Genomic DNA, 20,672 nt, shown 5'->3' with positions numbered 1-20,672 from the left:
CTCGTTCTCCACGACCATCTGGCTCTGGCCGAGCCAACCCTCCTCCAGCGGGCTGGGCTGGCCCGCATCGGTCCGGCGGCCGTCGACACCGACGCCGCAGACTTCACCCAGCAGGCCCGTGGCCTGGCCCTTGAGGTGCGCTGCCGGGAACCCCATGACGTCCTGCCGGCGGGCCGGGGTCGCACCACCGAAGTAGCGGCCATCGAGGCCTTCCTATGCTCGCCCAACCGGCCCGACGTCGTCCTGGACGAGGCCGGCCGGCGGCGGCTACCGGTTAGCTAACGGGCCAGGGCTCCGCCGACCACTTCGTCGCCCTCGTAGAACACCACGCTCTGCCCCGGGGCCACCCGGCGTCGGGGAGCCGGCCACCGGACCACGTCACCGTCCAGAACCGCCGGGTCGACATGACCGTGGGCGCTGGTCTGGACCAGCACCGGACCGTCCACCGGACAATCAGCCCACGAGAACCTCTCCACCGGCGTGGCGTCGACCAGCAGGTCGCGCGCCGACCCCACCCTGACGGTGGCCGCCGGGACGTCCACGTGCACGGCGTAGCGCGGCGCTCCGCCACCGGCCAATGCCATCCCCTTCCTCTGGCCGACGGTCACCAACTCCACGGCGTCCACCGACCCCACCTCGATTCCGGCACCGTCCACCACCCGACCGGGCGTCAACGGAATGCGCCGGCGCAGGAAGTCGTGGCGGCCGTGGGCGTCGGTGATGAAGCACACGTCTTGGCTGTCGGGCTTGTCGGCGGTCCGCAGGCCGAACGCCGCGGCCCGCCGACGTACCTCAGCCTTGGTCAACTCCCCGACAGGCAGGAGGAGCCCAGCTAGGACGTCCTGGCCCAGCATGTGCAGCACGTAGGACTGGTCCTTGGCCGGATCGGTCGCACGGGCGATCCGCCGGACACCGTCCGACCGGACCACGACCCGGGCGTGGTGGCCTGTGGCCAGACGGTTGAAGCCGAGGGCCTGCGCCCGCTGCCAGAGCCGGCCAAACTTGACGTACCGGTTGCACTCGATACACGGGTTGGGGGTCCGGCCCGCCGCGTGGTCGTCCACGTAGGGCCCAACGACATCCCGGTCGAAGTCATCACCCAGGTTGAACACATGGTGGTCGATCCCCAGGGCGTCGGCCACCCGCCGGGCGTCGTCCACGTCGGACACGGCACAGCATCCCGAGTCGGACTCGCCGCCCCACAGGCGCAACGTCACTCCGATCACCTCGTGGCCGGCCTCCAGCAGGAGAGCGGCTGCCACCGAGGAGTCCACCCCGCCCGACATGGCCACCATGACCGGCCCGTACGTGTCCCTCCCGATCATCCGTACTCCACAGTGTGGGCATGCTCGCGGAGTTGGGCCACGGTGGCCGGCACCACGGCCAGGGCGTGGTCGACGTCGGCAGGGGTCGAGGCGTGCCCCAGCGAGAGCCGGACCGAGCCCAGGGCCGCCGTCCGGTCCACGCCCATGGCGGCCAGCACGTGGGAGGGCTCCTGGGCCCCGCTGGCACACGACGAGCCGGCGCTGGCCGAAAGGCCGTGGCGCTCCAGGAGGAAGAGGAGGGCCTCACTCTCCACGCCGGAGATGCACAGGTGGGCCACCCCAGGGGTGCGGGGGGTTCCGTCGGGGACGGTCCGGTGGACCCCGTCCACAGCGGCCAGAAGGCCGCCCTCCAGGCGGTCCCGGAGGGCACCTATCCGCCTGACAGTTGCCTCCCGATCGGCCTGTACCAGGCGGGCCGCTTCCCCCAAGCCGACGATGGCCGGCACGTTCTGCGTCCCGGCCCGCCGGTCCCGCTCCTGACCTCCGCCCCGGAGCACGGCTGCCATCGGCACGCCGTCGCGGACCACTAGGGCGCCCGCCCCCTTCGGTCCACCGAACTTGTGGCCAGTCAGGCTGACCAGGGCGGCGGACCGGCAGGCCGGGCCGAGGTCAACCCACGCTGCGGCCTGGACGGCGTCGGTGTGCAGCATGGCCTCCGGCGCGTGCTCGGCCACCACGTCGGCTACCGCGTCGAGATCGTTGATCACCCCCGTCTCGTTGTTGACCGCCATCACCGAGACGAGGCGAACCCCGTCCACACCGGCCAGGGTCGCCGCCAGGGCGTCGAGGTCGATCCGACCGCCGGTATCGGTGGGCACCACCACCCCGCCGGCCTCCCGTACCGGGGCCAGCACCGCCGGATGCTCCACGGCAGAGCAGACCGGTAGGCCGCCAGTCGCCCGAACCACTCCGTCAACGGCGAGGTTGTCGGCCTCGGTCCCCCCGCTGGTGAACACCACCTCACCGGCCGTCGCGCCCACCAGGGCCGCCACCCAGTCCCGGGCATCGTCTACGGCCCGTCGAGCCGCACGGGCCACGGCATGGGCCCCCGACGGGTTGCCCGGGTGGTCGGCCAGCCAGGGCACCATGGCCTCGACTACCTCGGGCCGGGCCGGGGTGCTGGCCGCGTGGTCCAGGTAGGCCTGGGGTCCGGCGTTTTCCATGACCCGAGGCTACGGCGTGGTCCAGTGGGCATCCCATCTCGCGTCCGCCAGACTGCTTCCGTGGAGGGCTACGACGAGCGGACCTACGGCGACCGGATGGCCGCCGTCTACGACGAGTGGTATGGCGAGGACGGGGGGGTGGCCCTGACGGTCATAGGCAACCCCACCGAGGTGGCCGAGCGGATCGCCGACCTGGCCGAGGGTGGGCCGGTCCTAGAACTGGGCGTGGGAACTGGGCGCCTTGCCCTGGCCATGGCCGAATGCGGGTTGGCCGTGACCGGCGTGGACTCCTCAACGGCCATGCTGGACCGTCTCCGGGCTAAGCCGGGCGCCAGTCGCCTCACCCTGGTGGAAGGCGACATGGCGGACCCCCCCGGTCTGTCCGACGGCGGTTTCGCCGTGGTCCTGGTCGGCTTCAACACCTTCTTCAACCTGACCAGCGCTGAGGCCCAGAACCGGTGCGTGGGTTCGGTAGCCCGTCTGCTGCGTCCCGGCGGGCGGTTCGTGATCGAGGCGTTCGTCCCCGACCCGGAAGCCCACGACGGCCTGTCAGTCCGGGACGTCGGCCTGGACCGGGTCCTGTTGGACGTCGTGCGCATTGATGTCGAAGCCCAGATCATCACCGGACAGCGGATCGAGGTCACGGCCACCGGGAACCGGCTCTTCCCCTACGTACTCCGGTACGCCACGCCTGACCAGTTGGACGCTATGGCCACCGCGGCTGGGCTGGTCCTAGAGGGTCGGACCGAGGACTGGTCGGGCACACCGTTCACCGGGGACTCCCCGTTCCACGTGTCGACCTGGCGGTCACCGACCTGACTTGCGAGCCGTCGACCCGACGGCCGGCTCAGCCCAGGACCGGATCCCACCACCGTCCGGCCGCCCAGACGGCGGCGGCTAGAAAGGCCAGAGTGGCCACGTACGGGATGGTGGTGCCTACGGCTCGGGGCAGCCGCCGTCGGTCGCAGGCGTCGACCACCCAGGCCAGCACCGCCCCACCAATCAAGCCTCCTAGGTGGCCACCGATGCTGATCCCCGGCCGCCCAAAGGTCAGTACCAGGTTCACTACCACCAGGCCGGCCACCCCGCTGGCCCACGGGTTCACCCCCCGATGGAGCTGGTGGACCACGGTGGCCGCCATGAGGCCGAACACGGCGCCCGAGGCACCAACGGTCAACGCCGTCGGATCCATCATCATCACGCCCAGGGCGCCGCCGGCCAGCGACCCCAGGTACAGGCCCAGGAAACGGGTCGGACCGTGAAGGCGGTCCAGCTGGTGGCCGAGCATCCAGAGTAGGAACATGTTGAACACCAGGTGCAGCAGGCCGGCGTGGAGGAACCCTCCAGTGACCAACCTCCACCAGTCGCCCTCGGCCACGCCCACCAGCCGGAGCCCCTCGCGTCCAATCCCCAGCAGGCCGTAGTCCCACGTCACCTCGCCGCCCCCTGAGGCAAAGCGTCGGTAAACGCTGGATCCGGTCCCGCCGGCCACCGCCATGGCCAAGAAAGCGGCCAGGTTCAGGCCGATCACCGCCGTAGTGGCGTCGAGGCCGCCCCGAGCCGGGGTGCTCAGGCCGGTGGCCGACGGCGCCGGACCGGACCAGGTTCGCCGTCGGGGGGTGGGAGCTGCGCACTCCGGGCAGTGGAAGCCCACCGAGGCGGTGTTCATGCACAGGGCACAGATTCTCCGATCGCACCGTTGGCACCGCACACCGGCCCGGTTGTCGGGGTGCCAGTGGCAGGTGTCGGTCTCCGACGTCGGCTCCATCGGGCGCACCGTACCGGCGGCCCCGGTCAGTGCCGGATGATGACGGGGATGGAATCTGGGTCGGTGACCCAGGCGAAGAGCAGCAACTGGGGCTCGTCACCGGTGACCGTGGCATGGCGGACGCCGGTGTCGTGAAAGATGACCGACCCGGGCCCGTGGGTCGACCAGTCGTCGCCCCGTTGCCAGTCGGCAGTCCCACTAACCACCCAGTAGACCTCGGCCGCTTTGTGGACGTGTGGCGGATAGACCACCCCAGGGCCCTGGAGGACCAGTCCGGCGAACACCTCGTCGCTGAGATACAGGGCAGTCACCGCGTTCCCGGAGATGGCATCCTCGGCGGCCCCGATAATCGGCGAGTAGGCGTAGTTGACCCGTAGGGCGTCCATATCTGGCTGGCCGGCATAGTCGGGGTACGGCCGGGCCCAACCGGTCCGCCCGGCCACTATCCGGGCCAAGTCGGCCGGGACCCCTACGCCAGCCGCCAGGGCCGCCTCGAAGTGCCGGTCGGCCACCGGCAGGCCAGCCTGGGGAGTCGGTTCGGCCACCGTGACGTGGTCCAAGCCGCCAGCCAGCAGAGCCATCGGTCGGGCCAACCCGGGGTCACGGTCCCCCTCGGCGACGGCGAAGGCACGGAACGCTTCGACAAAGGGGGCGACCACGGCGCGGAACCTAGACCCGGTTAGTCGCTCAAGCCAGTAGACGGTAGGGCGCTCAGCGTCCTTCGAAGGTCGCCTTGCCCGGACCGTGTTCGAAGAACGACTCGACACCCCGGCGGGCGTCCTCGGTCTCGAAGACTTCTAGGAACAGGTCCAACTCAAGGTCGATACCGGTCGGCCAAGGAAGGTCCACTCCCTCGTCAATTGCCCGCTTGGCAGCCCGAATTGCCAGGCGGGGGCCTTCGGCATACTCGGCGCCAAGGGCAAGTGCACGGTGGAGGAGTTCGTCGTCAGGCACTACCTCGTCGGCCAATCCGAGCCTTAGGGCTTCGGCGGCAGTGATCTGGGCTCCACCCCAGATAAGTCGTTTGGCCGTAGATCGGCCCACTAGTCCTGTCAGGCGCTGAGTAGCTCCGCCACCGGGAATGATCCCGAGGAAAACTTCGGGTTGACCAAAGACCGATCCCTCACCAAGGATCCGAATGTCACAACACCAAGCCAACTCGGCTCCCCCTCCTAGGGCCATGCCGTTGACGGCGGCGATCGTTGGGCAGGGGATTCGCTCGATGGCGCCGAAGGCAGTCCGGAAGGCGTCGGCCTGCACCGGTCGCCTTTCTGGGTCAGCGAACTCGGCCAGCTCAGCTCCGGCGGCGAACATGCGGCCGGCCCCGGTCACCACTACGGATCCTGGTGGGTCCTCGGCGCACGCTACGGCCAGCGCCTCCAGCTCAAGGAGAAGGTCGGTGTTCAGGGCGTTGACCTTTGGGCGGTCCAGGGTGGCCAGGACGACGCCGTCGTCTCGTCTCTCGACCCGAAGGAGGGGCTGCTCGATCACCGTCGGAGGGTACCCAGCGCCTCCGGTGCCCGTGGAACCGGAGCGTGGTCCGGTCCGCTCAGAGGGAGACGGCGGTTCCCTCGTCCGGTCCGGTCGCCCCGATGGGACCGTCTGGGTTGGCGGTCTCGCCCACGTTGCGGACAGCGGTCACACCGTCCACCCGGTCCCTCAGGATCCGCTCGATGCCGGCCTTCAGCGTCTGGTCCGATGCCGGACAGGCCACGCAGGCCCCAACCAGTTCCACGGTGACCTCGCCGGTCTCCTCGTCCACCCCGTGCAACTCGATGTCACCGTCGTCAGCCTGAATGGCCGGACGGATCACCTCGATGACCTTGGCGACCCGGGTCAGCAGGTCGTCAACCGGGCCGGATGTGGTGTCTATGGACATGGGGACATTCTCGCAGCGGGATCGGGCGGCCACACCCTCACTCCGCCATCCTCCGGGCCCGTAGATTGGCCCAATGCCCAACCTCTCCGCACTGCTGGCCCACCAGGGTGGTTGGGACGAGAAGCTTCTGGTGGCCGGACCGGTGGCCGTGGTGGCCGGCCTGCTGTGGCTGGCCGACCGGCGGTCAAGACGGGCCGGCCGACCACCGGCCGACGGCGACGACGCCTCCTGACCTCAGGAGACATCGGCCCCCAGGCGGGAGAGGTTCCCCACCAGGTCCTGGTAGCCACGCTCCACGTGGTGGGCGTTGGCCACCAACGTCTCGCCCTCGGCGGCCAGGCCGGCAACGACCAGGGCGGCTCCGGCCCGGATGTCGGGAGCCCGCACCGGAGCACCGGACAGCACCGGGACCCCGCGGACCACCGCGTGGTGACCCTCTACCCGGATGTCGGCCCCCATCCGCACCATCTCGGGTATGTACTTGAAGCGTCCGGCGAACACGTTCTCGGTGAGGATCCCCACTCCGTCGGCCACGGAGAGCAAGGCCACGAGCAGCGGCTTGTAGTCGGTGGCCACCCCGGGGTAGGGCAGCGTGGACACGTCGATGGAGCGCAACCGCTCGGGTGCCGTGACCCAGAGGACATCGCCCCCGTCGTCGACCCGTAGACCCATGGCGCCCAGCTTCTCTAGCAGCATCTCCATATGGTCGGCCCGAGCACCATGAACTCGGACCTCCCCGCCGGCCATCCCAACGGCGGCCAGGTAGGTGGCGGCCTCGATGCGATCAGGAACCACCGTGTGGGTAACTGCCCGCAGGCGCTCCACCCCCTCCACGGTGATGGTGGAACCGCCCGCCCCCTCCACGTCGGCCCCCATGAGGTTTAGGAAAGCAGCTAGGTCGGCGATCTCGGGTTCCCGGGCCGCGTTGTCGATCACTGTGGTGCCCTTGGCCAGCGCGGCGGCCATCAAGAGGTTCTCGGTGGCCCCCACGCTCGGGTACTCCAGGATGACCCGGGCCCCCAGTAGGCGCTCTGCCCGTCCCTCGATGTACCCGTGGCTGGCCGTGAAGGTGGCCCCTAGCTCCTTCAGGGCCCGGAGATGCATGTCGATCGGGCGGTGGCCGAAGTCGTCGCCTCCCGGTACCGACACCCGGGCCTCGCCGAACCGGGCCAGGAGCGGCCCCAGCACCACAATGGAGGCTCGCATGCGCTCCACCAACTCATAGGGAGCCTCGGGGACCATCTGCTCGGGCACGTCGATGGTCAGCACGTCGTCGACGTGGGCGACCTTCGCCCCCATGCCCTCCAGCAGATCGGCCATGAGGGCCACGTCGACGATACGGGGAACGTTATGCAGAGTGAACCGGCCGGGGGCCAGGACAGCGGCCGCCATCAGCTTCAGCACCGAGTTCTTGGCCCCGGACACCCGGACTGAACCGGAAAGCGGGCCCGACTGCCGGACCCGGATCACCGAGCGCCCTCCGGCGGAGGGGTCGCGGTCGTCCGAGGGGAGTTCCATCCCCTCAGTATGGTGGGCAGTCGAGCGCACCGGAGGGCAGCCCATCACCACCAGCTCGCCCGATGGCGACCGCCACCGCACCACTTCAGTGGTCGTATCTCACGAGGTGGACGATCGCGGCCTGGCTGAGCTGAGGCGTCCCCGAAACGACCTAGTCAGCGAGGTGGCGGTCGGCAGGGACCGGTTCACTCTGGACCACGGACCGTTCCACTCTTGGGAGCGGACCCTCCAAGTCGATGGGGGTAGGGACGGAACTCATCGGGTAGTGGAGACAATCACCTACCGGACAGCCGTCGCGGTGTGGCGGCCCCTGTTCGCCCTACCCCTCCGATGGGCGGTGCGGGCCCGCCGGGTGCCGTGGTGGGCACCACCCGACCGGCTCGACGCTCGGGCTACCCGCGTCCTGTGCCTGCTGGCCTGCGTCCAGGTGGTCGACGGCTACCTGGGTACCGTCATCACCCAGACCATCACCTTCGCCTCCGACGAGTTCGGGCGGGGCGACACCGCCCAGGGTGTAACGCTGGCCGTAGTGCGCCTCGGCATCGTGGTCGCCCTCGGCGTGGTGGCCCTGGCCGACCGTCGTGGCCGACGTCGCCTCCTGGTGGCCACCGCGCTGGCCGCCGTAGCCGCCACGGCGTTGGGGGCGCTTTCCCCGGGCCTCTGGTTCCTCGGCAGCACCCAACTGCTGGCCCGAGGCCTAACCATGGGCGTGGGCATCCTTATCGGAGTGTTCGCCGCCGAGGAGCTCCCTCGGGGCTCTCGGGCCTACGGGGTCAGCGTACTGGCCCTATGTGCGGCGCTCGGGGCGGGGATGGCCGTATGGGTCCTGCCGGTAGCCGACCTTGACCCTCGGGGTTGGCGGGCCGTCTACCTGGTCCCCGTGGTGGCCATCCCGGGCCTGGTAGCCGTAGGCCGTAGGCTCCCCGAGTCGCTCCGTTACACCGCCAACATCGGGTCGGAGCAAGCGGTCCTCAACGGAAACATCGGGGGCCGCCGAAAGGTCGAGGGCTACCGGTTGCTCATGTTGGCCGTCGCCTCGTTCCTCCTGCTGGTATTCGCCGCCCCGGCCAGTCAGTTCCAGAACGACTTCCTGAAGGACCACCGGGGCTACTCGGCGGCCGGGATCACCCTGTTCACGCTGCTGACCACCACCCCGGCCGGCATCGGGATCTTCCTGGCTGGCCGGTGGGCCGACACCCGTGGCCGACGGGGTGTGGGGGCCCTCGGCCTGTTGGGCGGCACGGTGTTCGTGGTGGTCGGCTACCACGCCACCGGAACCGCTATGTGGGCCTCAACAGTGGTTGGCACGGCGCTGGGCTCGCTGACCGTGGCCCTTGGCGTCTATGGACCGGAGCTGTTCTCGACCCGGAACCGGGCCCGGGCCAACGGCCTGATCGTCACCCTCGGGGTTGCCGGTAGCGCCACCGGGCTGTTGGTCGTTGGCGTGCTGGCCGACCGGTTCGGTTCGTACGGCCCGGCCTTCCTCGTGGTCGCCGTCGGGCCTGTGTTGGCTGCCGTACTGGTACTGCGCTGGTTCCCAGAGACGGCCCGGGTGGAGTTGGAGGACCTCAACCCCGGCGACGTTCCCGTCTAGAGGCTGACTAGCCACTCTTGGACGGCGTCGCACACCTGGTCCTCCACTCCCTTCAGGTCGTGTCGCTTACCCGCTAACCGGACCACAGTGACCGGGCCAGGGATGGCCGACAGGTGGGCGTCGAACTCGGCGGGCGACCCGAACTCGTCGCGGTCGCCAGACACGAACAGGCACGGCACGTCGAGGTCGCCAAAGTGGTCGACCCGAAGGTTCTCGGGCTTCTTCGGAGGGTGCAGCGGATAGCCGACCAGTACCAGGCCGGCCGCTGGGAGCCCGTCGGCCACGGCCAGCGAGCACATCCGGCCCCCCATACTGCGACCGCCCAGCACCAGCCTCGCCGGGTCGATCCCCCGGTCGGTCGCCATAGCGGCCACGCCGTCGTACACCGCCCCGACCAGTATCGGAGCCCGGTCGGGGAACGGCTTTCCTGCCTTCCGGTACGGGAAGTCCATGCGCTCCACCGGCAGGGGGGCCAGACGTTCCTCAAGGGCCACCAGGCTCGGGTGGTCGCGGTCGCTACCCGCCCCGGGGGTGAGGAACAGGCCGGAAACGGCCGGCGTGGTGGGCATCGTCGGAGGGTAGCCCCGGCCGTCCGATTGACCGGTCCGATCGGGGCCGGGGAACCGACCGTCGGTATCCTCCCCACATGGAGTCCCGCTCTCCGGATGACGCCCCTCGACACGCGGCGCTGATCACCTCGATGACCGGCGGCATGACCCCCTCGCCACCGGCCTTCGCCGGCAGCGAGCGGTTCCACCCCGACGGGCGCCCGAAGGGCAATTTCCGTGAGTCGCTGCGGAGGATCCCCGACGGACACAATGCCCTGACGGTGGCCGGCGCTGTCCTCTTCCCGGTTGCCGTGGTGGCCGCCGCTGTGGCCACCTCCCACCCAGTCGGCTGGGTTGTGGCCTTCCTGCTTATGCCAGCAGCCCAGAACCGGCTGTTCATCCTCCACCACGAGGCGGCGCACCGGGTGCTGTTTTCCAATCGACGGGTCAACGACCTGGTCGGTATCAACCTGATCGGCTGGTTGACCTTCGGAACGGGCGGCCACGGCTACCGGATCGGCCACATCAACCACCACCGTGATGAGTTCGGACCGAAGGAACCCGACTTCCTGCTCTACTCGCAGTACCCGATCAGCGCCGCCTCGATGCGCCGCAAGCACCGACGGGACCTGCTGGGCGTGTCGGCCTTTCGAATCGTGCGGCCCCGCTTCCAGCGCCTCGGCGAGATCCGGCATCGACGCCTCACCTATCGGTTCCTGGCCGGGCAGGCCCTGGTGTTCGGTGCCTTCTGGATCTCGGGCTATCCGTGGCTGTACCCGCTGCTGTGGGTGCTGCCGTGGGCCACCCTGTATCAGGGGCTGAACCGGATTCGAGCCATCGCCGAGCACGGAGGTATGACGCGTTCACCGGACCGGCGGTCCACCACCCACCATGTTCGACAGACCCTTCCGGCCAAGCTGGTCATGGTGCCTTTTGGGGTGGGCTACCACCTGGCTCACCACGCCGACATGACGGTGCCGTACCGCAACCTGCCCCGCTTGCACGCTGCGCTAGTCGCCGACGGCTATGTCGGCGACCTGGAGTGGCCTTCGTATCGGTCGCTCTGGCGGGCGCTGCGGGCCGGCTGAGGCTGGTCGTTGGGGCCGCCATCGGCGGCCCGCGGCTCACATCTCGACGACGCCGTGGACGTCCAGATTCCGGTAGGTGGTGCCGTCGGGGGCGTTGGCCGCCCCCTCCTGGGTGATCTCGTGCTCGTCGTTCTGCTTGGCGGCATCGGCCGAGGCGAACTCAGCGATCATGATGACGGTCCCTGGGCGGTCCCGGTCACCGCAGACGGTGACCCGCTCGACCTTCACGGTCTCGTCGCCGGCTGCCTGCTCCGCGTAGCCCTGCACGCCGGCCAGTTCTTCGGCCACATCCCCCTCGGACTCAATGATCTGGATGAAACGCACGGCCTCTCCTTCTTCCTCCGCCGGGAGGTTCCCGACCGAGCGCTGAGCCTCCCCCGGTGCCAGGCATCCCCGCAAGGCGGGGCCTCAGGTCAGCTGGCGGAGCACCCCGGCCAGGCCGGCAGCTAGGCCCGACACCTCCTCCGGGTCGGCGTCACCCCGGCCCAGAAGGTTCACCAGCTCAGCGGTTTGGCCGCCGAGGGCGTTCCAAAGCTGCCCATCAATCCCAAACGGTGGTCGGTGGCCGATTAGGACCGGGGAGAGCTCTACCAAGCGATCGATACCGGCTAGATCCCGGGCATCGCGCCGCAACCGGTCGCAGGCCACGAACAGGTCACTGAGCAGGCCATTGGCGCCCAGGCCTTCCAGCTCGGGACGCTCGTCGGACCCACCCTGGAAGGCGTCCAGCGCCGATTCCACCGCCTCTTCGTCGTCGGCCTGCACCACCAGGTCGCCCACCTCATCGAACTCGTGGGGGACGCCCAGGCGGACCAGCAGCTCGCTGAACGCCGACTGCTCATCAGCTGCCCAGTCGCCCACCTCGTAGGCCAGCTTCTCAGCCTCGGGGTCTAGTGCCGGACCGCCGGTTTCGTCCGCTTCGACCACCGCCCGGTCTACGGCTTCCTCGTCGTCGGCCCGCACAACCAGCGTTGCCCCCTGCCAGGCATGGGCGATGCCGTCAGCGGTCAAGACCTGGTCCAGGATCCGACGGCTCTCCCCTGCCCACTCGTGAAGCTCGTAGGCCAACTGGTCCTCGTCACTGCTCCCTACTTCGGCGGCCTCCACCGGGGCCTCGTCCACCAGGGCCAACCCACACTCCACGCAGTCCTCGACCCCCGGTGAGTACTGGATCCCGCACTGGAAGCACCACGCCACGGCGGTCATCCTGCCACCCGGAGGCCGGACACCGGACCACCGGATTCGGGGACGCCACTGCTGCGCCACGGGGCTAGGTTCACTCCCCATGACTGTCGACGCCCAGGTACCCGACCGCAACCTCGCTCTCGACCTCTGTCGGGTCACCGAGGCGGCCGCGCTGGCCGCCTCTCGGTGGATGGGCCGGGGAGACAAGGAGGGGGCCGACGGAGCCGCCGTGGACGCCATGCGCCACGTGCTGGACACCGTGGCCATGGACGGCATCGTCGTCATCGGTGAGGGTGAAAAGGACGAGGCGCCAATGCTCTTCAACGGCGAGCGGATCGGCAATGGCCAACCGCCGGCCGCCGACATCGCCGTGGATCCCATCGACGGAACCACGCTGACCTCGCTTGGTCGGGCCAACGCCATCGCCGTCATCGCGGTGAGCGACCGCGGCACCATGTTCGACCCGGGGCCGTGCGTCTACATGGAGAAGATCGCCGTCGGGCCAGAGTGTGCCGAAGTGATCGACATCGCGGAGTCAGCGACCGAAAACCTCCGCCGGATCGCCGAGGCCAAGCAGGAAGACGTTCGGGACCTGACGGCAGTAATCCTGGACCGGGACCGCCACGCTGAGCTCATCAACGAGGTCCGGGCCTCTGGGGCCCGCATCCGGCTTATCCCAGACGGTGACGTGGCTGGCGCCATCTCGACCGCCTGGCGGGACTCCGGGGCCGACGTGCTGTTCGGCATCGGTGGCACGCCGGAGGGCGTCATCTCGGCCGCCGCCCTGAAGTGCATGGATGGGGCCATCCAGGGACGCCTGTGGCCCCGCAACGAGGCTGAGCGCACCGCCGCCCTGGAGGCCGGCTATGACCTAGACCAGGTGCTGGCTACCGACGATCTGGTGGCTGGGGACAACTGCTTCTTCTCGGCCACCGGCATCACCGACGGCGACCTGGTCAAGGGCGTGCACTACACCTCGGGCAAGGCCCACACCCAGTCGCTGGTCATGCGGTCCAAGTCACGCACCGTGCGCATGATCGAGGCGCACCACGTGCTGGACAAGCTCGAGGAGTTCTCGCCCGTCTACTGAGCCGACGGCGACCAGCGGTACGTCTGGGACGGCTCAGGCGTCAGCGCCTGCCACCCGGAGGCGTAGTTCAGCCCGGGCCAGCGCACCGGCCAACTCGGCGTTGTTCCGGTCGGTGGTAAGCGCCGCCTCAGCGTTGCCCTTCGCCGCGCGGGCCCGGTCCACATCGATGTCTGCAGAGGGCTCCGAGACGTCAGACAGGATGCTCACCCGGGTACCGGCCACCTGGACGAAGCCCTGGTGCACGGCGATGGTGTCCCGGTTCCCGTCGGGCCGGACCACGTCGACCGACCAGACGGCCAGCACACCGATGAACGGAACGTGGCCGGGCTGAAAGGCGATGTCGCCACCCTCGAGCGTCCGGGCGATGACCATCTCGGCCTCACCGCTGTAGGAGATGGCCTCCGGGGAGACCAGCTCGACTTGGAACGTCATGGCGAACGTCAGCCCTGCAGCTCGCGGGCTCTACGCCGCGCATCCTCGGCGCCACCCACGTTCAGAAATGCCTGCTCGGGCAAGTCGTCCAACTCACCGTCCACGAGGGCGGCGAACGAGTCGACCGTCTCCTCGACAGGCGTGGTCACGCCGGGCAGGCCGGTGAACACCTCGGCCACGTTCATGGGCTGAGACAGGAACCGCTGGACCTTGCGGGCCCGGGACACGGTGATCTTGTCTTCCTCGGAGAGCTCGTCAAGCCCGAGGATGGCGATGATGTCCTGTAGTTCCTTGTAGCGCTGAAGGATCTCCTGGACGCGGCGGGCCGTGTCGTAGTGCTTCTGGCCGACCACCTCGGGAGTGAGGATGGTCGAGGTGGAGGCCAAGGGGTCCACGGCCGGATAGATGCCGAGGGCAGCGATGTCGCGGCTCAACTCGGTGGTGCCGTCGAAGTGGGTGAACGACGTAAAGGGCGCCGGGTCGGTGTAGTCGTCGGCCGGCACGTACACGGCCTGCATCGACGTGATCGACCGGCCACGGGTTGTGGTGATTCGCTCCTGCAGGTCTCCCATCTCGTCGGCCAGCGTCGGCTGGTAGCCGACGGCCGACGGCATGCGACCCAGCAGAGTCGATACCTCGGAACCGGCCTGCACGAACCGGAAGATGTTGTCGACGAACAGCAGCACGTCCTGGCCCTGTACGTCGCGGAAGTACTCGGCCATGGTCAGGGCCGACAGAGCCACCCGCAGGCGGACCCCCGGCGGCTCGTCCATCTGGCCGAATACCAGGGCGGCCTTGGAGAGCACGCCCGACTCGCCCATCTCCAGGAGGAGGTCGGTTCCCTCGCGGGTGCGCTCGCCCACGCCGGCGAACACCGACACGCCACCGTGGTTGGTGGCCACCCGGTTGATCATCTCGGTGATGAGTACCGTCTTGCCCACCCCCGCCCCGCCGAACAGACCGATCTTGCCGCCCTGCAGGTACGGGGTGAGCAGGTCGATGACCTTTACCCCGGTCTCGAACATCTGTGCCTTGGGCTCTAGCGAGTCGAACGACGGAGCCGAACGGTGGATCTCCCAGCGCTCGGCTCCTTGGCCGGCCGTCGGGTCGTCGAGGCCCTGGCCGGTCACGCTGAACACATGGCCAAGGGTGGCGTCACCCACCGGCACGCTGATGCCCTGGCCCGTGTTGTGCACCGTGGTGCCCCTGGTCAGGCCGTCGGTCGGCTTCATAGCGATGGCGCGCACCCGGCTGTCGCCGATCTGCTGGGCCACCTCGGCCACGATGGTGACGGTCGCTCCGTCTACCACAACGTCGAACTCGATGGCCGTGTTGATCTCGGGAAGCTCACCCTGGGGGAACTCCGCGTCGATCACCGGTCCGGCGATGCCGACGATACGGCCGTCCTTGAGAGCGGTGTCGGTCATGATTGCTCCTGGCTCTACTTCGATCGTGTGCTGGTTCAGGCCTCGACGCCGGCGGCGACGGGTTCTTTGGTCTTGGTGTCGTCAGACCCCAGTGCCTCGGCACCGCTGACGATCTCCATGATCTCGGTGGTGATGGCGTCCTGACGGGCCCGGTTCATCTCGCGCGAGAGCTTGGTAATCAGTTCCTCCGCGTTGTCGGTAGCCGCCTTCATGGCCCGCTGGCGGTTGGCGTGCTCGGAAGCCGCCGACTCCAGCAGGGCGCCGAACAGGCGAGCCTCCACGTAGCGGGGCAGAAGGGCAGCCAGCACGGCCTCCGGGGAGGGCTCGAACTCAAACGATCCGCTAATCCCGGAATCGCCGGAGCCCTCCGCTGCGATGGTCGCGGTGCTCTCCAGCGGCAGGAACCGACGAACGGCTACCTTCTGGGAGCCCAGGCTGATGAACTCCGTGTAGACGAGTTCGACGCGGTCCACCCGGCCCTCGGTAAACATTGAGGCCACCGTGTCGGCGACCCGACGGGCGTCCTCGTAGGTCGGGTTGTCGCTGATGCCGCTGGTGTACGTGTCGATGTTGAAGTTTCGGAAGGCGAAGTAGTCGCGGGCCTTCTTGCCGATCACGATCAGCGAGTAGTCCGCTCCCTCCGACCGAGCGTTCTGCACCTGACGCTCGGCGGCCCGGATGACGGCCGAGTTGTAGGGACCGGCCAAGCCGCGATCCGACGAGATCACCACCACGCCCACCCGCTGGACCGTCTCGACCTGGCGGAGCAGCGGGTGGTCAACCTCTGCGCCCCCGGCAGCCAGGTTCTCAATCACCGAAGTGATCTGCTCGGCGTACGGCTTGGCCGCCCGAGCCCGCTGCTGGGCTTTCACGACGCGCGTGGCGGCGATCAACTCCATGGCCCGGGTGATCTTCTTGGTGTTCTGAACGCTGCCGATCCGGCGTCGCAGCACCCTCTCCTTACCGCCGGCCACAGCACGCCCCCTTCGTCGAGGGGGCGCGCCGGTCGGAAACGGAGCGGGATGCCACGGAGCCCGGCGAATAGGTCACGGCGTTCACTTGATCTCCGAGATGTCCTCTTCGGGAAGCGTCGTGTCAGCATCCACGAGGGTGGAATCGGTGTCGGTGGCCTCGGCATCCGGCGCGGGACCGGCGGAAGCCGTCGAGCCATCGAACTGCTCGGTGAACGCCGCTATGGCCGCCTCGAAGGCGTCCTCGTCGTCGATCTTTCCGGTCTCCTGGATCCCGGCCAGCACGTCGGCGTGACGAGTCCGGAACCAGTCCAAGAGGTCGGCCTCGAAGCGGCCGACGTCGCTGACGTCCACCCCGTCGAGGTGCCCCCGGGTACCGGCCCAGATGGACACGACCTGCTCCTCGACCAGCAGGGGCGAGTTGAGGCCCTGCTTGAGGAGCTCGGTCAACCGGTAGCCGCGGTCCAGTTGAGCCTGGGACACCGCGTCCAGGTCGGAGCCGAAGGCAGCAAACGACTCCAGCTCCCGAAACTGCTGGAGGTCGGACTTGAGCGTGCCCACGGCCGTCTTCATGGCCTTGACCTGGGCGGCCGAGCCAACCCGAGACACCGAGATACCGACGTCTACGGCCGGACGCACGCCCGACTTGAACAGGTCGTCCTGCAGGAAGATCTGGCCGTCGGTGATCGAGATCACGTTGGTCGGGATGAACGCCGAGACGTCGCCGGCCTTCGTCTCGATGACCGGTAGGGCGGTCATTGAACCGGCACCCAGATCGTCGCTGAGCTTGGCCGCTCGCTCCAGCAAGCGGCTGTGCAGGTAGAAGACGTCGCCCGGGTAGGCCTCACGGCCCGGCGGGCGGCGCAAGAGGAGCGACATCTGACGGTAGGCCTCGGCCTGCTTGGACAGGTCGTCGTAAATGGCCAGGGCGTGGCCGCCGTTGTCCATCCAGTGCTGGCCGATGGCGCATCCGGCGTAGGGCGCCAGGTACTTGAACGGCGCCGGGTCAGAGGCCGGGGCGACCACCACGACCGTGTACTCCATGGCTCCGTGGGCTTCCAGCACGGCCACGTTTTGGGCCACGGTGGACGCCTTCTGGCCGATGGCCACGTAAACGCACTTCATGCCCTGGCCGGCCTGGTTGATGATTGTGTCGATGGCGATCGTCGTCTTACCGGTTTTGCGATCGCCGATGATCAGCTCACGCTGGCCACGACCGATGGGGATGAGCGAGTCGATGGCCTTGATGCCGGTCTGCATCGGCTCGTGCACAGGCTTACGACCCATGATCCCCGGTGCCTGGATCTCCATGCGCCGGGGCTGAGTGTTGGTCAGCGGGCCCTTGCCGTCGATGGGCTCGCCGAGGGCGTTGACGACGCGACCCAGCAGACCGTCGCCCACCGGCAGCGACAGGATGTCACCGGTCGCCCGGACGGTCTGGCCCTCCTCGATGTCGTCCACCTCGCCGAGGACTACCGCACCGATGGACTCTTCGTCGAGGTTCAGGGCGAGCCCGAAGGTACCGCTCTCGAACTGGAGAAGCTCATTTACAGCGGCGTCGGGCAGGCCCGACACGCGAGCGATTCCGTCGCCCACCTCAAGCACCCGGCCGACCTGGGTCTGTTCCAGGCTGGGCTCGAAGCTGTCGAGGTTCTTCTGGATCGCGGCGGCGATGTCCGCCGTGTTGATCGTCAGTTCAGACATGTCGTGTCTCTCTTGTCTCTGGCCGGTGGCCTAGCGAAAGCTCTCACGGAGCTGGTTGAGGCGGCGTCGAACGCTGCCGTCGATGATGTCGTCACCAATCTCGGTGACCACGCCACCCAGTACGGACGGGTCGATGACCACTTTGACCTCGACCTCACGGCCGGTGCGAGTGTTGATAGCGGCAGCCAGACGATCCCTCTGCTCGGCAGTCAGGTCGACCGCGGAACGGACGGTGGCCAACGCCTTATTTCGCGACGCTGCTCCCATCTGGACCATCGCTTCCACGATGGCGGGCAGCTCGGTGGCGCGCCCGGCACCGACCACCATCGAGACAAGGGCCGACGTGGTATCCGAAGCCTTCCCGTCCAGCAGATCCTCCACGACCTGCTGCCGAACGGGCGCCGCCACACCTTGGTCGGCCAGGGTCGAGCGGAGGTCGTCGTTGGACAGGAGAGCCTGGGCGAACCGGAACAACTCGTCCTCAACTTCGGCCGGGTTACCCTCCGCCACAGCCACAGCAAACAGTGCCTCGGCGTAGCCAGCCACCGTGTGGTCAGCCATCGCTGCTGGCTACCTCGTCGATGTAAGCGTCAATCAGTCGACCCTGGACCTCGGCGTCGAGGCTGGACTGGACCACCCTCTCAGCGGCACCAAGAGCGATTCCGGCCACCTCGGCCCGGAGGTCAGCGATGGCCTGGGCCTTCTGCGACTCGATGTCGGTCGCGGCGCGGGTTCGCATCTCAGCGATGTCAGCCTCGGCGCGGGCAGCCAGGTCGACCTTCAACTCGTCGGCAGCCCCCCGGGCTTCGTCAATGAGGCGGGCCGCCTCGGACTTGGCGTCGGCCAGGCGGGCTTCGTAGTCGGCCTGTACGGCCTGGGCGTCTGTCCGAGCCTGATCGGCAGCGTCCAGGTCGCTCCGAATCCTCTCAGCCCGGGCGTCCATGGCCCCTTTGACAGCCGGGAAGCCCTTCTTGACCATGAGTACGAACAGGATCAGGAAGGCGGCACCACCCCAGATGATCTCGTTCAGTTCTGGGAGGATCGGGTTGGGTGCCTCAAAGCACTTCTCCAAGTCATCCTGCACGTGCTCGTCATGAAGCACATCGTGGTCTTTTCCATGATGCTCCTCGGCCTCATGAATCACTTCCGCCATACAACCGCCCACACTTTCGCCCGAGGCTTGGGCCGGGCCAGCAAAAGCCGCGATGCCTAGCAGGGCGAACAGCGGGGCCGCTAACAGGCGGTTCCGTCGGATTCGCATAGTTCGTCTCTCTTCTCGAAGGGTCTCGTGAATACCTAGAGGGGGTAGAACCCAATCAGGGCAGTAGGAGGATGAAGACGACGAAACCGATCAGGGCGAGTGCCTCGGTAAAGGCAATACCGAGGAACATCGTCGTCCGGACCATGCCAGCCGACTCGGGTTGTCGGGCCATCGAGGAGATGGCGTTACCGACCACAGTGCCGATACCGACACCTGGTCCGATAGCCGCTAGGCCATAACCGAGACCGGCACCAATGGCCTTGAGGCCCTCGAGCATCTCACCAGGTCCCGTCTGCGCCAGAACGTTGAGCACTTGGATTCTCCTGTTTTCTCATGCACCCGGCCGGTGTTTCCGGTCCGGAGACTTGTCGTTATTTGTCGGTAGGGGTTTCGTGCCCGCCTTTTGGCGGACGGCGATTTGCGGTGAGCGGATCAGTGCGCCGGGTGGAGCGAGCCACCGATGTACACGGCAGTCAGGATCGTGAAGATGAAGGCCTGTAGCACTGACACCAAGATTTCGAAGCCGGTCATCATGATCAGCATGGAAAAGGGCGCCACAGCACCCACATAGCCATTCGACCAAAGCGTGTGAGTCAACACAGCGAAGGTCACCAGTAGCAGGTGACCTGCAACCATGTTGGCCCAGAGCCGAATGGCCAGTGAGAAGGGTCGCACGACGAAGGTCGACACCAACTCGATAGGTGTCACAATCAGATACAGAGCCACCGGCACGCCCGGCGGGAACAAAGAGTTTTTGAGATATCCGCCTAGGCCTTGGGCACGCACGCCTACGAAGTTGTAGATGACCCACACAACGAGGGCCAGGGTGATCGGCACTGCCATACGACTGTTGGCCGGGAACTGGATTCCTGGCACCACCTCGAAGATGTTGGAGAAGAGAATGAAAAAGAACATGGTGGTCAGGAATGGCACGAACTTCTTGCCTTCCTCGCCAATGGTCTCCATTACCACTGACTCCTCGATGAACGTCACGCCCGACTCGGCCACGTGCTGGATTCCGGCCGGCACCAGCGAGCCAGTTTTCCGACCGGCTAACAAAAAAATGGCCCCAGTGATGGCTACGGCAGCGAGGTAGATAAGCACCGTCTTGTTGACCGCGTAGGCGGTCCCACCGAACAACATGTCGGGCCACTCAAACAGGTGGCTGACTGGCGGAAAGTCAAGTGCGAGCACGTTCACGTGGAGCGCTTCTCCTGTCGGTTCAGATTGGCCGGTCGGCGACCGGGAGCGGCAAGCGTCAAGGCGACGTGCCGGGACTCCCAGACCAGAAGGCCGAGGTGGGTGACGAGCAGGGTGATGGCAAAGGGGACAGTGGCCAGCCAGCCGCCGGCCTTCACGACGAGCACGACGGCGGTCATGAGACCCAGCCGTGCCACGTAGCCGCCGAGGACGGCTCCGTAGAGGGCGTTAATGGAAATCTGTGTAGCCCGAGTGATGATGGCAGCACCGAGGCGGAAGTTCACCGCCACCAGGACGAGCCCGAGGGCCGCCGAGAAGAGGCCGGTTGGCCCCCAGCCAATCAGGCCTCCAACCAGGAAGACCGGGGCGACGAGGACTGCACGGCGCGCCAGGTGGCGGGCGATGTCCGACTCGGGGGCGACAGGCTCGACGGCCACCGGATCGCTCACCGCGGTGCGCCCTCGGCCCGCCATGCGGCGCGGCGCTCGACCAGGGCCCGGTCCAGGCTCTCGCCGTAGG

General features: G+C 67.9%; 25 protein-coding genes. 6 read left to right on the top strand and 19 right to left on the bottom strand.

The annotated features are described in order from the left end of the window. Positions 1 to 282 (top strand): hypothetical protein (locus MK181_09555; protein ID MCH2420046.1); only part of this gene is annotated, 282 nt, incomplete at its 5' end. On the opposite strand, the gene mnmA is transcribed toward MK181_09555, so the two are convergent. Continuing rightward, positions 279 to 1,325 (bottom strand): tRNA 2-thiouridine(34) synthase MnmA, encoded by a 1,047-nt coding sequence (mnmA, locus tag MK181_09550; GenBank protein ID MCH2420045.1) that lies wholly within the window; start codon positions 1,323 to 1,325, stop codon positions 279 to 281. The genes MK181_09555 and mnmA overlap by 4 nt on opposite strands. Continuing rightward, positions 1,322 to 2,488 carry a cysteine desulfurase gene (locus tag MK181_09545; GenBank protein ID MCH2420044.1) on the bottom strand — a complete coding sequence of 389 codons (1,167 nt, stop codon included), beginning with the start codon at positions 2,486 to 2,488 and terminating at the stop codon, positions 1,322 to 1,324. Before MK181_09545 ends, mnmA begins: the two co-directional genes overlap by 4 nt. A 60-nt stretch (positions 2,489 to 2,548) precedes the next feature. Here MK181_09545 and MK181_09540 point away from each other — a divergent pair, with 60 nt between their 5' ends. Then, positions 2,549 to 3,307, top strand: coding sequence for a methyltransferase domain-containing protein (locus tag MK181_09540; protein ID MCH2420043.1), 759 nt, complete (start codon positions 2,549 to 2,551; stop codon positions 3,305 to 3,307). Positions 3,308 to 3,335: 28 nt separating this feature from the next. On the opposite strand, the gene MK181_09535 is transcribed toward MK181_09540, so the two are convergent. The 4 genes from MK181_09535 to MK181_09520 are packed head-to-tail and all read right to left on the bottom strand — an operon-like array spanning position 3,336 to position 6,135. Beyond that, a complete protein-coding gene (locus MK181_09535; GenBank protein MCH2420042.1) occupies positions 3,336 to 4,256 on the bottom strand; it encodes a rhomboid family intramembrane serine protease in 921 nt (306 codons plus the stop codon). A 26-nt stretch (positions 4,257 to 4,282) separates the two neighbouring features. Further along, positions 4,283 to 4,915 (bottom strand): dimethylsulfonioproprionate lyase family protein, encoded by a 633-nt coding sequence (locus tag MK181_09530; GenBank protein MCH2420041.1) that lies wholly within the window; start codon positions 4,913 to 4,915, stop codon positions 4,283 to 4,285. 52 nt (positions 4,916 to 4,967) lie between these two features. After that, complete coding sequence (locus MK181_09525) at positions 4,968 to 5,747, bottom strand: enoyl-CoA hydratase-related protein (protein ID MCH2420040.1); 780 nt, start codon at positions 5,745 to 5,747, stop codon at positions 4,968 to 4,970. A gap of 58 nt (positions 5,748 to 5,805) precedes the next feature. Then, entirely contained in the window at positions 5,806 to 6,135 is a 330-nt protein-coding gene (locus MK181_09520; protein MCH2420039.1) for a NifU family protein, read from the bottom strand. Positions 6,136 to 6,208: 73 nt separating this feature from the next. Here MK181_09520 and MK181_09515 point away from each other — a divergent pair, with 73 nt between their 5' ends. Then, entirely contained in the window at positions 6,209 to 6,367 is a 159-nt protein-coding gene (locus MK181_09515) for a hypothetical protein (protein ID MCH2420038.1), read from the top strand. Between the two features lie 2 nt (positions 6,368 to 6,369). Here MK181_09515 and murA read toward each other — a convergent pair whose 3' ends face one another. After that, positions 6,370 to 7,653, bottom strand: coding sequence for a UDP-N-acetylglucosamine 1-carboxyvinyltransferase (gene murA, locus MK181_09510; GenBank protein ID MCH2420037.1), 1,284 nt, complete (start codon positions 7,651 to 7,653; stop codon positions 6,370 to 6,372). A 106-nt stretch (positions 7,654 to 7,759) separates the two neighbouring features. On the opposite strand from murA, the gene MK181_09505 reads away from it, so the two are divergent. Next, positions 7,760 to 9,247 carry an MFS transporter gene (locus MK181_09505; protein ID MCH2420036.1) on the top strand — a complete coding sequence of 496 codons (1,488 nt, stop codon included), beginning with the start codon at positions 7,760 to 7,762 and terminating at the stop codon, positions 9,245 to 9,247. On the opposite strand, the gene MK181_09500 is transcribed toward MK181_09505, so the two are convergent. Then, entirely contained in the window at positions 9,244 to 9,816 is a 573-nt protein-coding gene (locus MK181_09500; GenBank protein MCH2420035.1) for a dienelactone hydrolase, read from the bottom strand. The two genes, MK181_09505 and MK181_09500, sit on opposite strands and share 4 nt — an antisense overlap. Before the next feature lie 77 nt (positions 9,817 to 9,893). On the opposite strand from MK181_09500, the gene MK181_09495 reads away from it, so the two are divergent. Further along, on the top strand, positions 9,894 to 10,883 hold the full coding sequence (locus MK181_09495; protein MCH2420034.1) for a fatty acid desaturase: 990 nt from the start codon (positions 9,894 to 9,896) through the stop codon (positions 10,881 to 10,883). A 36-nt stretch (positions 10,884 to 10,919) separates the two neighbouring features. Here MK181_09495 and MK181_09490 read toward each other — a convergent pair whose 3' ends face one another. Further along, positions 10,920 to 11,207: a hypothetical protein gene (locus MK181_09490; protein MCH2420033.1), complete on the bottom strand. Its 288-nt coding sequence runs from the start codon at positions 11,205 to 11,207 to the stop codon at positions 10,920 to 10,922. An 84-nt stretch (positions 11,208 to 11,291) separates the two neighbouring features. Then, positions 11,292 to 12,089, bottom strand: a complete 798-nt coding sequence (locus MK181_09485) for a hypothetical protein (GenBank protein ID MCH2420032.1) — start codon at positions 12,087 to 12,089, stop codon at positions 11,292 to 11,294. Between the two features lie 79 nt (positions 12,090 to 12,168). On the opposite strand from MK181_09485, the gene glpX reads away from it, so the two are divergent. Further along, positions 12,169 to 13,158, top strand: coding sequence for a class II fructose-bisphosphatase (gene glpX / locus MK181_09480; protein MCH2420031.1), 990 nt, complete (start codon positions 12,169 to 12,171; stop codon positions 13,156 to 13,158). Between the two features lie 33 nt (positions 13,159 to 13,191). Here the strand turns inward: glpX and atpC are convergent, their stop codons facing one another. The 9 genes from atpC to MK181_09435 form a co-directional block, all read right to left on the bottom strand. Continuing rightward, positions 13,192 to 13,590, bottom strand: coding sequence for an ATP synthase F1 subunit epsilon (gene atpC / locus MK181_09475; protein ID MCH2420030.1), 399 nt, complete (start codon positions 13,588 to 13,590; stop codon positions 13,192 to 13,194). Between the two features lie 8 nt (positions 13,591 to 13,598). Further along, positions 13,599 to 15,017 (bottom strand): F0F1 ATP synthase subunit beta, encoded by a 1,419-nt coding sequence (atpD, locus tag MK181_09470; protein MCH2420029.1) that lies wholly within the window; start codon positions 15,015 to 15,017, stop codon positions 13,599 to 13,601. A gap of 35 nt (positions 15,018 to 15,052) precedes the next feature. Beyond that, a complete protein-coding gene (locus MK181_09465; protein ID MCH2420028.1) occupies positions 15,053 to 15,991 on the bottom strand; it encodes a F0F1 ATP synthase subunit gamma in 939 nt (312 codons plus the stop codon). A gap of 81 nt (positions 15,992 to 16,072) precedes the next feature. Beyond that, on the bottom strand, positions 16,073 to 17,692 hold the full coding sequence (atpA, locus tag MK181_09460; GenBank protein ID MCH2420027.1) for a F0F1 ATP synthase subunit alpha: 1,620 nt from the start codon (positions 17,690 to 17,692) through the stop codon (positions 16,073 to 16,075). A 30-nt stretch (positions 17,693 to 17,722) separates the two neighbouring features. Continuing rightward, positions 17,723 to 18,253 carry an ATP synthase F1 subunit delta gene (gene atpH, locus MK181_09455; protein ID MCH2420026.1) on the bottom strand — a complete coding sequence of 177 codons (531 nt, stop codon included), beginning with the start codon at positions 18,251 to 18,253 and terminating at the stop codon, positions 17,723 to 17,725. Next, positions 18,246 to 18,953 (bottom strand): F0F1 ATP synthase subunit B, encoded by a 708-nt coding sequence (gene atpF, locus MK181_09450; protein MCH2420025.1) that lies wholly within the window; start codon positions 18,951 to 18,953, stop codon positions 18,246 to 18,248. Before atpF ends, atpH begins: the two co-directional genes overlap by 8 nt. Positions 18,954 to 19,008: 55 nt before the next feature. After that, a complete protein-coding gene (atpE, locus tag MK181_09445; GenBank protein ID MCH2420024.1) occupies positions 19,009 to 19,266 on the bottom strand; it encodes an ATP synthase F0 subunit C in 258 nt (85 codons plus the stop codon). 119 nt (positions 19,267 to 19,385) lie between these two features. After that, positions 19,386 to 20,153 carry a F0F1 ATP synthase subunit A gene (gene atpB, locus MK181_09440; protein ID MCH2420023.1) on the bottom strand — a complete coding sequence of 256 codons (768 nt, stop codon included), beginning with the start codon at positions 20,151 to 20,153 and terminating at the stop codon, positions 19,386 to 19,388. Beyond that, positions 20,150 to 20,602: an ATP synthase subunit I gene (locus MK181_09435; protein ID MCH2420022.1), complete on the bottom strand. Its 453-nt coding sequence runs from the start codon at positions 20,600 to 20,602 to the stop codon at positions 20,150 to 20,152. Before MK181_09435 ends, atpB begins: the two co-directional genes overlap by 4 nt. Positions 20,603 to 20,672: the final 70 nt, after the last annotated feature.

Source organism: Acidimicrobiales bacterium (genome assembly GCA_022452035.1).
Taxonomy (GTDB): Bacteria; Actinomycetota; Acidimicrobiia; order Acidimicrobiales; family MedAcidi-G1; genus UBA9410.
The sequence above is the reverse complement of the archived record's forward strand: the minus strand, read 5'-3'. Positions and strand labels throughout refer to the sequence as shown.